The sequence below is a fragment of the Marinomonas phaeophyticola genome (genome assembly GCF_026966905.1).
GTDB classification, from domain to species: Bacteria; Pseudomonadota; Gammaproteobacteria; order Pseudomonadales; family Marinomonadaceae; genus Marinomonas; species Marinomonas phaeophyticola.
In genome coordinates, this window is record NZ_JAPUBN010000015.1 from 1 (window position 1) to 13799 (window position 13799).

Consider the following 13799-nt stretch of genomic DNA (forward strand, 5'->3'; position numbering starts at 1 on the left):
GGCCAAGCTTTCCAGCTTGTTCTACTAACACCAAATCAACTTAAGGGCTAATCCCCTTTCGCTCGCCGCTACTTAGGGAATCTCGGTTGATTTCTTTTCCTTCGGGTACTTAGATGTTTCAGTTCCCCGAGTTCGCCTCATTAAGCTATGTATTCACTTAATGATACCCGCAAGCGGGTGGGTTTCCCCATTCGGAAATGTTCGGATCAAAGTTTGTTTATCAACTCCCCGAACCTTATCGCAGATTACCACGTCCTTCATCGCCTCTGACTGCCAAGGCATCCACCGTGCACGCTTGGTCACTTGACCATATAACCCAAAGTAGTTTTTTAATCCCTCACTTTTCTAAAAGAAAAGTCAGTATCAAAACAACACTCAGATCACATACCAACGATGCTTTTGTGTCATCACTGGATTTTACGATTTAGAAAGTCATCCAGGTTATTCTCAATAAAGAGAAAGATGCTTTCCACCGGTTTGACGCTTGATTATCGTCTATTTCAAAAAGTCACATTGTTAAAGAGCAAGTTTAGTGCAAAGCACTAAGTCAGACATTCATGAATAACGCGAACATTATGATGACTGGTCATCACATAATCGCTTTCATCAACCCCTTGCTTAGGACTCTATCCTAGAACAATTGCTGCTATAAAGTAGTCATCAGATAATTTGTGTGAACGCTCACCAGAGCTTCGTATCGTTTAAGGAGGTGATCCAGCCCCAGGTTCCCCTAGGGCTACCTTGTTACGACTTCACCCCAGTCATTGACCACTCCGTGGTAACCGCCCTCCTCGAAAGGTTAAGCTAGCTACTTCTGGAGCAATCAACTCCCATGGTGTGACGGGCGGTGTGTACAAGGCCCGGGAACGTATTCACCGTGACATTCTGATTCACGATTACTAGCGATTCCGACTTCATGGAGTCGAGTTGCAGACTCCAATCCGGACTACGACGCACTTTGTGGGATTCGCTTACTATCGCTAGTTCGCAGCCCTCTGTATGCGCCATTGTAGCACGTGTGTAGCCCTACTCGTAAGGGCCATGATGACTTGACGTCGTCCCCACCTTCCTCCGGTTTGTCACCGGCAGTCTCCTTAAAGTTCCCACCCGAAGTGCTGGCAAATAAGGATAAGGGTTGCGCTCGTTACGGGACTTAACCCAACATTTCACAACACGAGCTGACGACAGCCATGCAGCACCTGTCTCAGTGTTCCCGAAGGCACTCCAAAATCTCTTTCGGATTCACTGGATGTCAAGAGTAGGTAAGGTTCTTCGCGTTGCGTCGAATTAAACCACATGCTCCACCGCTTGTGCGGGCCCCCGTCAATTCATTTGAGTTTTAACCTTGCGGCCGTACTCCCCAGGCGGTCTACTTATCGCGTTAGCTTCGCCACTAAGTCATTACAACCCAACGGCTAGTAGACATCGTTTACGGCGTGGACTACCAGGGTATCTAATCCTGTTTGCTCCCCACGCTTTCGCACCTCAGTGTCAGTATCAATCCAGAGTGTCGCCTTCGCCACTGATGTTCCTTCCTATATCTACGCATTTCACCGCTACACAGGAAATTCCACACTCCTCTATCGTACTCTAGCCTGCCAGTATCGGGTGCCATTCCAAGGTTGAGCCCTGGGCTTTCACATCCGACTTAACAAACCACCTACGCGCGCTTTACGCCCAGTAATTCCGATTAACGCTTGCACCCTCTGTATTACCGCGGCTGCTGGCACAGAGTTAGCCGGTGCTTCTTCTGAGGGTAACGTCACAGCAATCGAGTATTAATCAATTACCTTTCCTCCCCTCTGAAAGTGCTTTACAACCCTAAGGCCTTCTTCACACACGCGGCATGGCTGGATCAGGCTTGCGCCCATTGTCCAATATTCCCCACTGCTGCCTCCCGTAGGAGTCTGGGCCGTGTCTCAGTCCCAGTGTGGCTGGTCATCCTCTCAGACCAGCTAGAGATCGTCGCCTTGGTAGGCCTTTACCCTACCAACTAGCTAATCTCACGCAGGCTCATCTAATAGCGAAAGGTCCGAAGATCCCCTCCTTTCCCCCGTAGGGATTATGCGGTATTAGCATGCGTTTCCACATGTTGTCCCCCACTACTAGGCAGATTCCTACGCGTTACTCACCCGTCCGCCGCTCGACGCCTGTAGCAAGCTACATCGTTTCCGCTCGACTTGCATGTGTTAAGCCTGCCGCCAGCGTTCAATCTGAGCCATGATCAAACTCTTCAGTTTAAGATCTTTTGCTGATAAATCAGCTTGCTTACTCAAATTTAACTCTAACTAAACTTACATGTTTGTTTGATAAATCAAACAAACATGAACGAATTGAAAGTGTTTGGACTCTCGTAAGACTTCAAAATATTTTCGAAGTCTCCAGCGAGCGCCCACACAAATTATCTGATTAACTATTTTAAAGAGCGTGCTAACTAAAATAAGACAAGAAGAACAAACTGCGTTGTTTTTTCTTGTTGGACACTTACTCGTTGTTCTGAGTGGTTGTCCGTGTCAGCGAGGGCGTATATTAAGGATCTACAGATTTAGTGCAACCCTTTTTTGGTATTTATTGTAAAAAAGAGCGATAAAAGTCAATGAGGCACGTTTTAGTATGTTTTTTAATCAAAACAACGCAAGACCAGATCATTAACTGTACAAGCACCCCAAAGCCATCACATAGTTACGGTTACTTACACGATAACATTCAAACCATAAGCTAAATGTATACTACAAGACTTCTAGTTTAGCGAAAGCCAATACCAACCACTTAGTGCCTTCATCATCAAAGTTCACCTGCACTCGCGTTTGTGGCCCTTGCCCTTCACTATTAATAACCAAACCTTCCCCAAAAACAGGGTGATTCACTCTATCTCCCATACTAATATCGATCACTGGTTTTTGCATACTACTTAGAACTGAACTTGTTGGTCGGTTCACCGTCGGTCTTTGCATCGACACAGGACGACTGACTTGTGAACGCAAACGAACTTCTTCAATGCAGCCTGTTGGAATTTCGCTAATAAAGCGTGAAGGGCTATTAAAAGATTCACTGCCGTATAAACGACGAGATTCCGCATAAGTAATGTAGAGTTTTTCCATCGCTCGAGTGATGCCTACGTAACAAAGCCGCCTTTCTTCTTCTAAACGACCCGGTTCTTCAAACGACATTTTACTTGGGAACAAGTTCTCTTCTACACCGGTTAAAAATACTAAAGGGAACTCCAACCCTTTCGCCGCATGTAATGTCATTAATTGAATAGAGTCTTGGTATTCATCCGCTTGGGCTTCTCCAGCATCTAATACCGCTTTATCCAAAAAGGCCATTAATGGGGAACTAAATTCTTCATCATCAGAACTCCAGCTAAAACCACTAGCCGCACTAACAAGCTCTTTTAAGTTTTCTACACGAGCTTCGCCCTTTTCACCTTTTTCTTTTTCATGGAATGGGATTAAACCTGCTTCCTGGATAATCTGTTCAAAAACATCACCTAAACCAAGCTCTGGCTGTTGAATACAAGATGACATCCCTTCAATAAGTTCTAAAAAGCTGCGAATGGCATTAGTGGCTCTTGCAGGCAATAATCCTTGCTGAGCGACCACCTGCGCAGCCTTCCAAAGAGAATACCCTTGATCTCGGGCAAGTTCTCTGAGTGTACCAATACTGCGTTCACCAATCCCTCTTGGAGGAACGTTAATCACACGCTCTATAGCGCCATCATCATTTGGGTCAATTGCCAACCGTGCATAGGCTAATGCATTTTTAATTTCAAGACGATCGTAAAATCGATGTCCACCATAAATGCGATAGGGAACTTGCTCCCTCACAAGGCACTCCTCAACCACCCGTGATTGGGCGTTAGATCGATACAGTACGGCCATATCGCTGAGGTTTGACCCTTTATCACGCCATTTTTTAATAATATCAATTATAAATCGTGCTTCATCTTGTTCATTAAAGCCTGCATATAGTGAAATCGGCTCACCTTCCCCACTGTCAGTCCAAAGCTCTTTCCCTAAACGGTCGTCATTATTACTAATTAATCCATTGGCGGCTTTTAGTATATGCCCCGTTGATCGATAATTTTGCTCTAAGCGAATGGTATTTACATCTGGGAAATGTTTACTAAAGTTGTGAATGTTTTCAATTTTTGCTCCACGCCAACCATAGATAGATTGGTCATCATCTCCTACGGCAGTGATAGAGCCTTGATTACCCACTAAAATACGCAACCAGGCATATTGAATACTGTTGGTGTCTTGAAACTCATCTACCAATACATGAGCGAAGCGTTCTTGGTAATGCCTTAATAAAGAAGGGTTTCCAAGTAAAAGTTCATGAGCTCTTAATAGTAACTCGCCAAAATCCAGTAACCCTCCTTGTTCGCAGGCTTCTTCATAATGGAAATAAAGTTCTTTCATACCTCGAGTAAAAGGATCATGACTATCAACAACGTGGGCCGCTCGGCGACCTTCATCTTTTTGAGCATTAATAAACCAACACACTTGTTTGGGAGGCCAACGAGTATCATCAATATTAAAGGCTTTCATTAGTCGCTTAATTAAACGCAGTTGATCATCACTATCCATGATTTGAAAATTTTCTTTTAATCCCGCATCTCGCCAATGCGCTCGTAATAATCTATGGGCTAACCCATGAAAGGTCCCAACCCACATTCCTTGAGGAGGCACACCAACAAGTTGTTCTATTCGAGCTTGCATTTCTTTTGCCGCTTTATTGGTAAAGGTTACCGCCAACAAGCTATAAGGAGAGAGCTCATAAGCATGCATTAGCCATGCAATCCTATGAACTAGAACCCGTGTTTTACCACTACCAGCGCCGGCTAAAATCAAGGTATTTTGTAACGGAGCTGCAACAGCGTCTCTCTGCTTGTCATTTAAGTCATCTAAAATAAAAGAAACGTCCATTCATTGCCCACCGTATTTAAACTGTCATAAAAGTTACGTATAAAAGATCTTGTTGTTTTAAAAACAGGTTGATTTTTGATCAATAATAGTGTTTTTTAAACATGTTACTTGTTGTATGCCTATTTTGGCTTTTTTCACTGGTCGATGACAGTAATCAATACAATCTCTGTCATCTTGATAGGTTCAGAGAGGAAACGCGATGAGCAAGTCTACTGAAATGTTGAGCGAAGTTAAAACAAATATTCTTTATGCGTCTATGAGTATAGATAATGAGAAAAATGAACAGCATCAAAAAGAGGACAGTGTCCGTATGTTAAAAGCCAGGCGATCGATAGAAGATTATTTGGAAGAAAAGCGCCTACATGAATGCATTGCTAATGGCTGGGATATTAACTAGCCCATATTAACCCGGCTTATACAGGGTTAACATAAAAGCATTGATTGCCGTTTTTGCAATTTGCTTGCATTAGCGTTAGCCCTTTATGCTCTTTTTATTTATACAAAGGTTGGTGTCGATATCCTTTGCCTAGAATTTACACTCCCACATATTATCTTCAATCATATAAAAGAGACTCAAGGTAGCAGTGTCAGACTGCATCGAGTAATATATGCGCGAGAATTTTTAATCACATCTCAAAAATAATAAAAAACGGTATTAACCCTATTGGGGAGTCACCATGTTTGCACATATACAAGCTGCTCCAGCTGATCCAATTCTTGGCCTAAACGACGCTTATAAGAATGAAACTAACCCAAATAAAATCAATTTAGGTGTTGGTGTTTATAAAGATGAGCAAGGCAATACACCTATTCTGCAATCCGTAAAGCAAGCAGAAGAGCGATTATTAACCGAAGAATTAACCAAAAGCTATTTAAGTATTGAAGGTACTGATAATTATCGACAGTCAGTTCAAACCCTACTATTTGGCGAAAATCATCCTATTATTAACAAGAAGTTAGCCCACACCGCCCACACACCAGGCGGGACAGGAGCACTACGAGTAGCCGCAGAATTCATAAAAAAACACCTACCTGAAGCCACTATTTGGGTAAGTAATCCTACTTGGGCCAATCATCAAGCCATTTTTCAATCCGTTGGATTAGAAGTAGGCAGCTACGCCTATTACGATGCCTCTTCTAAAAGTCTAGATTTTGAATCTTTACTGGCAAGTTTATCGCAAATACCTGAAGGCGATATCGTACTATTCCACGGTTGCTGCCATAATCCAACAGGTATTGATCCAACGAAAGAGCAATGGCAGCAATTAGCAAAATTGTGTGGCAAACAAGGCTTCTTGCCTTTATTTGACTTTGCTTATCAAGGTTTTGGGGTTGGTTTAGAAGAAGATGCTCAAGGTCTAAGAACCTTTGCTGAACAAGTACCTGAAATGCTTATAGCGAGCTCTTTCTCGAAAAATTTTGGTCTGTACAACGAACGAGTTGGTGCATTAACCATTGTGTGTGAAACGGCTGACAATGCAGATGCCGCTTTTACGCAAATTAAAAGAGCCGCTAGAACCAATTATTCTAACCCACCAGCGCATGGTGCCGCCATTGTTGCTGAAATTCTATCAAACAAAGCATTACGCAGCTTATGGGAAATGGAATTGCAAAGCATGAGAACCCGCATACATGAGATGCGAGGTTTATTTGTCAGTACTTTACGTTCAAAAGGCGTAGAGCAAGACTTCTCTTTTATTTCAAAACAGCAAGGCATGTTTTCTTTTTCAGGCTTAAATCCTGAACAAGTATCCCAATTAAGAAAACAGTTCGGCATTTATATCGTTGGTTCAGGACGTATTAATGTGGCCGGTATGACACATGAAAATATGGATCCTTTGTGTTCTGCTATTGCAGAAATACTCACGCAAAGTTAGTCTGATAAGATTCATTCTTTTCAATAAAAAGGCAGGTCATTGATTTGCCTTTTTTTATTTCAAAATAACTATTTATTGAGGGTAGATCATGTCTGCAACATTAATTTATTGTTATGACCCTATGTGCAGCTGGTGCTGGGGCTTTAAACCAACTTGGAAAGCGTTACAAAAATCACTACAACCGCTAATTGAATCAAGAGAACTTTCTATCGATTATATGTTGGGAGGATTAGCGGTAGATTCCGATGAACCTATGCCAACACACATGCAGACCATGTTACATGGAACCTGGAAACGCATCTCTGAGCAATTAGGCACTGAATTTAACTTTGACTTCTGGACAAAATGCCAACCTAGACGCTCAACTTACCCAGCCTGTCGAGCCTGCTTAGTGGCCCGAGATCATAATTTAGAAGCAGAAATGACCTTGGCCATACAACAAGCCTACTACTTGGAATCCAAAAACCCATCGGATATTGAAACACTAAGCTACTGCGCAAAGCACATTGGATTGAAGTCAAATGAATTTCAAAAAGCGATGCAACACACTAAAGACCAAGGTTTACTAGAAAAAGAAATTAGCAGTGCTCGTAGCTTAGGATTGAATTCATTCCCTTCTTTAGCGGTACTAAAAGGCGACGAATTAATACATATTCCATTAGATTACCAAAGTCCAACAGCCATGCTAACCAGCATAAAAGAGGCGATACAATAAGTATCGCCATCGCTTTATTTGTACTAGAGGCTGCATTCTAATGCCGTAAGCAATTGATCCACTTCCGCTTCACTTGTGTAATGTACGAACGATAATCTTAAAACACCGGAGGCAGGGTCAATACCCATAGCTTCAAGTAACCTCACTGAATAAAAATGTCCAGCACCACAAATAATACCTTGTTCGGTTAATGATTGAGCTAATTCTTGTGGTGATTGGTGTTTTGGTACTAGGGCAATAACCGCGGCTCGAGTTGATGGACTAGATGGTCCTAATAAAGTGGCGTTTGGATGATGATCAACAAAGGACAGCACTTTCGATAATAAAGGCGTTTCTGCCGCGTGAATCAAAGACCTCACACGCTCAGCCTTCTCTTGAGTTGAATCGGTATATTCGTAATGATGATCATGAAGTGCTTCGAAATAATCTATAACCCCTTTACTGGCGGCGACTTGAGCATGATCAGGACCCGCTGGAACAAACCATTTATGTTTATACGCTTCATTAAAATAGTGCGATTGATTGCCTAATATCGACGCTATTCCTGAACGAATGACCATCACCCCAAGATGAGGACCAAATACCTTATATAAAGAAAAAAGGTAAATATCCGCACCTAACGCATCGATATCAGGCATTTCATGACCCACATACGAGACACCATCAACAAGAGTGTGTACGCCTGCTTGCTTGGCTTTTTTGCAAATTTCTGCCACCGGATTGATATGAGCAATGATATTAGAGCAATGAGGAAAAACTAACAGTTTTGTTTTACTCGTAAACAATACATCTAATTGATCTATATCTAACTGACCTGTTGCTGGATCAACTTGCCATTCTTTTATGGTTATTCCTCGCAGGCCAAGACGTCTCCAAACACCAGAATTGGCTTCATGATCTTGATTTGTAACGATAATTTCATCACCTACCTGTAACATATTAACAAAAGCGTTTGCTAATACATAAGTATTTTGTGACGTAGAGGGCCCTAAATGAACCTCTTCAGAAGTGACATTTAAATAGTCAGCAAGTCGCTGATGAGCAAGGTCCATTTGTGCTCCTGCTTTTTGAGAAGCAGGGTGAAGGTGATAAGGCTGTAATTTTGTTTCTTTATAATAACGGTGCAGATGATTAATCACTTGAGAGCAAGCATATGAACCACCCGCGTTGTCAAAAAAGGCCTGCCCTTGCAAAGAAGCTTCATCAAAAGCGGGGAATTGTGATCGAACAAAGTTGAGATCCAATCTAGGTGTCATAAACATATCCAAACGTCAGTAAATAATGAAACTCTAGTATAGAGACTTATGAATACAAGGTGTTTGCAATCTACAGAGTAAAACGCTAGCTTAATACAAGATTTTTGTATAAAAGAATAAAATAATGACTGAAATACACCTGGATAGAACAGATTATAAAATTATTCGTGCATTAGAGCAGGATGGACGAGCGAGTAATATACAGATAGCGGACATAGTAAACCTGTCTCAATCTCAGTGCTTAAGGCGTATTAGAAAGCTTGAAGAAAACGGCGTTATTGACGGTTATCATGCCCATATTAACTACGAAAAACTGGGTTACAATATAGTGGCGTGGTCGTTAGTTACCGTCAATAAAGATTTACTCAACGCGAGAGATGATGTAATGCGCTTCTTACAAGAAGACAGCCGTGCTGTTTCCGTATTTGGGGTAACAGGTGACGTTGATTTGATGGTAGAAATTCATGTGAAAGACATGCAAGAGTTTACTGACCTTATCGTCAAACATCTGTATCAACATCCCGCTGTTCTCAGTACAAAGTCTTACATCAAACTTGATACAGCAAAACTAAGAGGAATGGCCGTTACCTATTAGATCCTATTAACCAAAATCATGATTAATAAGATCTAACATCGGATTATAAACAGGTTCAATATCGTCCTTATTACTCTTTATATTAGGCTTTTCATTGGTTTTTTGCGCTTTTCCTATAAGAGGAGCGTCTGCCGACACTCTTTCTACAGCTTCAACTGCATCTTCTTCAGCTAAAGCCGTGTCTTCTACACGAATTTGGGAAGCCTCTAGATGACGAATACCAGTCATTAACCATAATAAGGTTTGGTCAATTTCATTGCAGCTAACATTTAATCCAATCCATTCACTGGCGTTTTCTTCGTAGAAAACTCTTCCACCCAAGAGCAAGCCTGGTTTACTCTCCATGTTGAGGCAGAGTGCTTTTAAGTGCTCAGTCAAAGATAAATCACATTGAAGCCAGAGAAAGCGACCTCCTTTTGCAGGCAATAAGCTCATTTTGTTTCCAAACTCCGCTTCTAACTGCGACTTTATACTTTCTGATTTACGCCAAATAGCACGAGTAAACGCATTTAATTTACGACTGATATTTTTGTCTAATCCATGGGACAGCGCCATCTGCATCCCTCGTGATGGCGTTAATTGAGAGGCAAACAAGGTTTCTCGACAGGCAGAAAACTGACCGTCCAAAAGCGCCCAAGCAAGATCATTTCCATATTGGTCAAGGTGTTCAAAACCGCCTATATAAAGAATCCGAGCGTGAGTATCTAATGACTTATAGGTTATTGGGAACGATCCCTTATAACCAAGATAGGATGTCATGTCCCATTCAATCGCTGGCGTGTTGGTATCATCAAGTAACGCAACCCAACGGCGTAAGCTCAAGTTACTGATGAGCTGACCTGCTGGCAGGGCAAACTGTCCTGGCAACACAACTAAACGAATGTTCTTTTCCTCTATACATGTTTTCGCTAGATCTAAATCGGCACCATGAGCTCCCGCCGTAATCACAACCGGTACACGACCTAGAGATAATAACGTTTGTGTTAATCGATGGTCACAAGGCGTTATCACCAGTACATTGTCTTGTTTGTTAGTAAATTGATGAACCGCTTGAGTAAAAAAAGCTAATGCATTATTCGCTAGCCAGACCGCATCAAGATGGCTTTGAATACCAAGTAAGCTCAAATATTGAACAACACTTTGACGAGCTTCTTTTTCACCCTGCCCAATACATTTCTGGCCATTACTTGCCATATTCAATAAGTCGGCTTGCATCAAAGGATTATATTCACCTGTTAACGTAATTTGATCCTGAGCCCTTTGAGACAAGGTTAATCCGAATTGCTTTGATAGTGTTTGATGCTGTTCACCTAACAATGGAATAGCAGCACGCAGCTGTGATCGATGACAAACAAAGTAACCCGATTTAGGTCGAGACTCGATCCAACCGTCTTTTGCGAGCAGTTCATAACCATGAATCGCTGTATTGAGACTCACACTCTGCTCTTTTGCTACCGAACGCAATGACGGCATTTTATCCCCTGCCGAGAGAGCCCCTTTTGTAAGCTGCTCTTGGAACCAATCGATTAGGTTTTGATAAAGAAACGCCGCCACTGTGTGTACCTTTTAATGCTGTTAATTAAATTTCTGTAACTAATAATGGTCTTGAATGAGAGAATTGCCAAGTAAAATAAAAAATAAATGGCAAAAGTCTGCTTTTTTAAAGACTTAAGGTACAATTATAGGCATTAGAAACAGTAAAAATGAGTCCATCGATGATGTTTGACCCTTATTCTATACGGCAAGAATTCCCTATTCTGCAACAACCGGCTTACGAACACGAGCTTACGTATTTAGACAATGCGGCCACCACTCAAAAGCCAAGTAGGGTACTTGAACGTATTCTTGGTTATTACCAAACCGCCAATGCAAACGTACATCGTGGGGCTCACTTTTTAAGTGATAGGGCCACATCCCAATTTGAACAAGCACGTCAAACAGTCGAAAGATTTATTCACGCGCCAGAAAATGGCCAAGTGATTTGGACAAAAGGCACAACGGAAGCGATTAATACCGTAGCATATGGTATCGAACACCTGATTGATCCAGACGATGAGATATTAATCTCCAGTCTTGAACACCATGCAAACTTAGTTCCCTGGCAGCAACTTTCATTTCGAACAGGAGCTAGGTTGAGGATTATTCCTTTTACCTCAGATGGGAAGTGGCAAGCCGAATACGCTAATTACTTTTCTGATCGAACTAAAATTGTCGCCTGCACCCAAGTATCGAATGCAATAGGAGTGCAGCTCCCCATCAAAGAAGTTATCCAACACGCTAAAAATGTAGGCGCAATGACGCTGATTGATGGTGCTCAAGCCATTGCACATTATCCGGTTAGTGTTAGTGAACTCGACTGTGACTTCTACGTATTCTCTGGGCATAAAATGTATGGCCCGACAGGGATTGGTGTTTTATATGGTAAAACCGATGCCTTAGAAAGTTTACTCCCCTGTCAAACGGGCGGCGAGATGGTACTACACGTTACTTATCAGGCAACTGAATTTAATATTTTGCCTTATCGTTTGGAAGCTGGGACACCAAACATTGAGGGTGCGTTGGGGCTCGCGGCGGCTTGTGATTTTTTACAGCAGCACGATCAAGAAGCCGTATTAAAATGGGAGCAATCTTTAGCCGAAAAAGCCTATTCAATATTAGAAAACACCACCGATATTGAGATTTTTTCTCCCAAAAAACATTCCACATTAATCTCTCTGTCAGTAAAAAATACTCATATAATGGATTTAAATGGCTATTTAGATAGTAAGGGGATCGCGGTTCGAGGTGGTAGCCACTGTGCTCACCCACTTATGGCCCAATTAGGTGTATCAGGCACTTTAAGAGCGTCTTTCGCTTGTTATAACACCATGGAAGAAGCGGAGCACTTTGCGAATACGTTATTAGAAGCGATCGAGCTTTTACAAGAGGATTAATCATTATGGAATCGCCATCTCTGTCGAGTATACAAGCACAATTACAAGCTTGTCATAGTAAAGAAGACACGTTTAGAACCCTAGTGACCTTAAGTAAAACATTACCAAGGCTCAGTAACGATGAAAAAGCAGATGAGCATAAAATTAAAGGCTGTGAAAGTGCTGTTTGGCTTATTATTGAGCACAACCATACTGATTTTCCTCAGTTTAAAGCCGACAGTGATGCCAAGCTGATGCGAGGCGTTCTGGCGGCGATTTTAAGCTTAGTGAACGGCAAAAGTACGACAGAAATTCAAGCGATGGATCTCTCCTCCTTAATGTCCAGTTTAAACCTAGGTAGTTACCTCACCAGCTCAAGAACCAACGGGGTATTAGCGATACTAGACAAAATTTCTTGCCGATAAAACCGAAGTTACTTCCTCATAACAATACAGTCGTTGTTAAATTCAGCCATAGACTGAGCAACATTACGGATGGTTTCTGTAAGACTATACAAAGATTTATGCTGGCGGGTATTCGTCGGATACGCTAATCCATAAGGATAGTAAATTGCGGGATCAAAAGGCCGAATAACCACATCATTTCCTTTCCAAACACGAGCCGCAAAAGGCTCCAATACCCCAACCGCCATACCCGCCGCAATCATGGCATAACCAGTATGTGAGGTATCAATCATAATACTTTGTTTTATAAGAGGTTTTACTGAGCTCAAAGCCCCGCCTAATTCACTCCAGTAAATCGGAGAATTATCCACTACAGTCAACACGGATTCACCAATCAAATCCTGTGCCGTAATCACTTCCTTTTTAGCGAGAGGATGATCTGATCTGGCCGCAAACACAAAACGAGCGTTACCAATAAATTCTCTCTCAATGCCAATCAGTTGTGGCAGCTCTAAGCCAATCGCTAAATCCACCGAGTTAGTCTGTAACTTCATGACAAGCTCTGACATTGAATCAGTATGAATCGTCACACGTTCATCAGGAAAGTATTTTTTATGTTCTTGTAACGCCAGAGGTAACAAAGTACTGGCGATGGCCGAGGTGCTGGCAATTTTAATTTCACTGGGCGTTCGAGTACGTATTTTTGCCGCCACAGACTCCAGTTTTTCTAAACCTAAAAAACTCTCTTCTACAGAGCGGAAAAATTCAGCCGCCTCATGAGTTGGGTATAAACGACCTTTACGACGATCAAACAAAGAAAAACCCAATGAATATTCTAGATCGCTCAATAAACGACTTACAGCAGGTTGAGAGACGTGCATTTCTGTCGCCGCCGCCGCGGTTGTTCCCCTTAGCATGATGTAGCGAAAAGCCTCGATTTGCCTGAATTTCATACAGATAGCACCTCATTAAATAACATTTAGTTATCAACTATACGATAATATAAGTGGAAGTCATCGCATTAAATTAACATTATTGAAATAGGTAAAAAATAAGAACTTTTAAGCGATGGTGTTTTTTTATAGCAAACACTTAATTAAACGGGCTTCGGT

General features: G+C 41.9%; 10 protein-coding genes and 2 rRNA genes. 6 read left to right on the forward strand and 6 right to left on the reverse strand.

Annotated elements, in window-relative coordinates:
* The 3 genes from O1D97_RS09105 to uvrD all read right to left on the reverse strand — a co-directional run.
* A 23S ribosomal RNA gene (locus O1D97_RS09105) occupies positions 1-309 on the reverse strand; the annotation flags it as partial.
* Between the two features lie 393 nt (positions 310-702).
* A 16S ribosomal RNA gene (locus tag O1D97_RS09110) occupies positions 703-2240 on the reverse strand.
* Positions 2241-2729: 489 nt separating this feature from the next.
* Positions 2730-4928 carry a DNA helicase II gene (uvrD, locus tag O1D97_RS09115; protein WP_269124897.1) on the reverse strand — a complete coding sequence of 733 codons (2199 nt, stop codon included), beginning with the start codon at positions 4926-4928 and terminating at the stop codon, positions 2730-2732.
* Positions 4929-5127: 199 nt separating this feature from the next.
* Between uvrD and O1D97_RS09120 the strand changes: the two genes are divergently transcribed.
* From O1D97_RS09120 to O1D97_RS09130, 3 genes are all read left to right on the forward strand, one after another.
* Positions 5128-5325 carry a PA3496 family putative envelope integrity protein gene (locus O1D97_RS09120; RefSeq protein WP_269124899.1) on the forward strand — a complete coding sequence of 66 codons (198 nt, stop codon included), beginning with the start codon at positions 5128-5130 and terminating at the stop codon, positions 5323-5325.
* A gap of 280 nt (positions 5326-5605) precedes the next feature.
* The gene (locus tag O1D97_RS09125; RefSeq protein ID WP_269124900.1) at positions 5606-6805 is read left to right on the forward strand and encodes an amino acid aminotransferase; all 1200 of its coding nucleotides are present in this window, start codon (positions 5606-5608) and stop codon (positions 6803-6805) included.
* A gap of 88 nt (positions 6806-6893) precedes the next feature.
* The gene (locus tag O1D97_RS09130; protein ID WP_269124902.1) at positions 6894-7520 is read left to right on the forward strand and encodes a DsbA family protein; all 627 of its coding nucleotides are present in this window, start codon (positions 6894-6896) and stop codon (positions 7518-7520) included.
* 23 nt (positions 7521-7543) lie between these two features.
* Here O1D97_RS09130 and O1D97_RS09135 read toward each other — a convergent pair whose 3' ends face one another.
* Positions 7544-8776, reverse strand: coding sequence for an aminotransferase class V-fold PLP-dependent enzyme (locus O1D97_RS09135; protein WP_269124904.1), 1233 nt, complete (start codon positions 8774-8776; stop codon positions 7544-7546).
* Positions 8777-8900: 124 nt separating this feature from the next.
* On the opposite strand from O1D97_RS09135, the gene O1D97_RS09140 reads away from it, so the two are divergent.
* Positions 8901-9371 (forward strand): Lrp/AsnC family transcriptional regulator, encoded by a 471-nt coding sequence (locus O1D97_RS09140; RefSeq protein WP_269124906.1) that lies wholly within the window; start codon positions 8901-8903, stop codon positions 9369-9371.
* A gap of 6 nt (positions 9372-9377) precedes the next feature.
* On the opposite strand, the gene O1D97_RS09145 is transcribed toward O1D97_RS09140, so the two are convergent.
* Positions 9378-10925 carry a GntR family transcriptional regulator gene (locus O1D97_RS09145; protein ID WP_269124908.1) on the reverse strand — a complete coding sequence of 516 codons (1548 nt, stop codon included), beginning with the start codon at positions 10923-10925 and terminating at the stop codon, positions 9378-9380.
* Between the two features lie 149 nt (positions 10926-11074).
* On the opposite strand from O1D97_RS09145, the gene O1D97_RS09150 reads away from it, so the two are divergent.
* Together O1D97_RS09150 and O1D97_RS09155 are read left to right on the forward strand one after the other, a co-directional pair.
* Entirely contained in the window at positions 11075-12304 is a 1230-nt protein-coding gene (locus tag O1D97_RS09150; RefSeq protein WP_269124910.1) for an aminotransferase class V-fold PLP-dependent enzyme, read from the forward strand.
* 5 nt (positions 12305-12309) lie between these two features.
* Positions 12310-12708, forward strand: coding sequence for a SufE family protein (locus tag O1D97_RS09155; protein ID WP_269124912.1), 399 nt, complete (start codon positions 12310-12312; stop codon positions 12706-12708).
* 8 nt (positions 12709-12716) lie between these two features.
* Here the strand turns inward: O1D97_RS09155 and O1D97_RS09160 are convergent, their stop codons facing one another.
* Positions 12717-13640 (reverse strand): LysR family transcriptional regulator, encoded by a 924-nt coding sequence (locus O1D97_RS09160; protein ID WP_269124914.1) that lies wholly within the window; start codon positions 13638-13640, stop codon positions 12717-12719.
* Positions 13641-13799 lie beyond the last annotated feature (159 nt).

What these genes read in the sequence shown, in the direction of transcription:
- O1D97_RS09120 (WP_269124899.1), top strand. Translation starts at nt 5,128, where the DNA reads ATGAGCAAGTCTACTGAAATGTTGAGCGAAGTTAAAACAAATATTCTT.
- O1D97_RS09160 (WP_269124914.1), bottom strand. Translation starts at nt 13,640, where the DNA reads ATGAAATTCAGGCAAATCGAGGCTTTTCGCTACATCATGCTAAGGGGA.
- O1D97_RS09125 (WP_269124900.1), top strand. Translation starts at nt 5,606, where the DNA reads ATGTTTGCACATATACAAGCTGCTCCAGCTGATCCAATTCTTGGCCTA.
- O1D97_RS09150 (WP_269124910.1), top strand. Translation starts at nt 11,075, where the DNA reads ATGAGTCCATCGATGATGTTTGACCCTTATTCTATACGGCAAGAATTC.
- uvrD (WP_269124897.1), bottom strand. Translation starts at nt 4,928, where the DNA reads ATGGACGTTTCTTTTATTTTAGATGACTTAAATGACAAGCAGAGAGAC.
- O1D97_RS09155 (WP_269124912.1), top strand. Translation starts at nt 12,310, where the DNA reads ATGGAATCGCCATCTCTGTCGAGTATACAAGCACAATTACAAGCTTGT.
- O1D97_RS09140 (WP_269124906.1), top strand. Translation starts at nt 8,901, where the DNA reads ATGACTGAAATACACCTGGATAGAACAGATTATAAAATTATTCGTGCA.
- O1D97_RS09135 (WP_269124904.1), bottom strand. Translation starts at nt 8,776, where the DNA reads ATGACACCTAGATTGGATCTCAACTTTGTTCGATCACAATTCCCCGCT.
- O1D97_RS09130 (WP_269124902.1), top strand. Translation starts at nt 6,894, where the DNA reads ATGTCTGCAACATTAATTTATTGTTATGACCCTATGTGCAGCTGGTGC.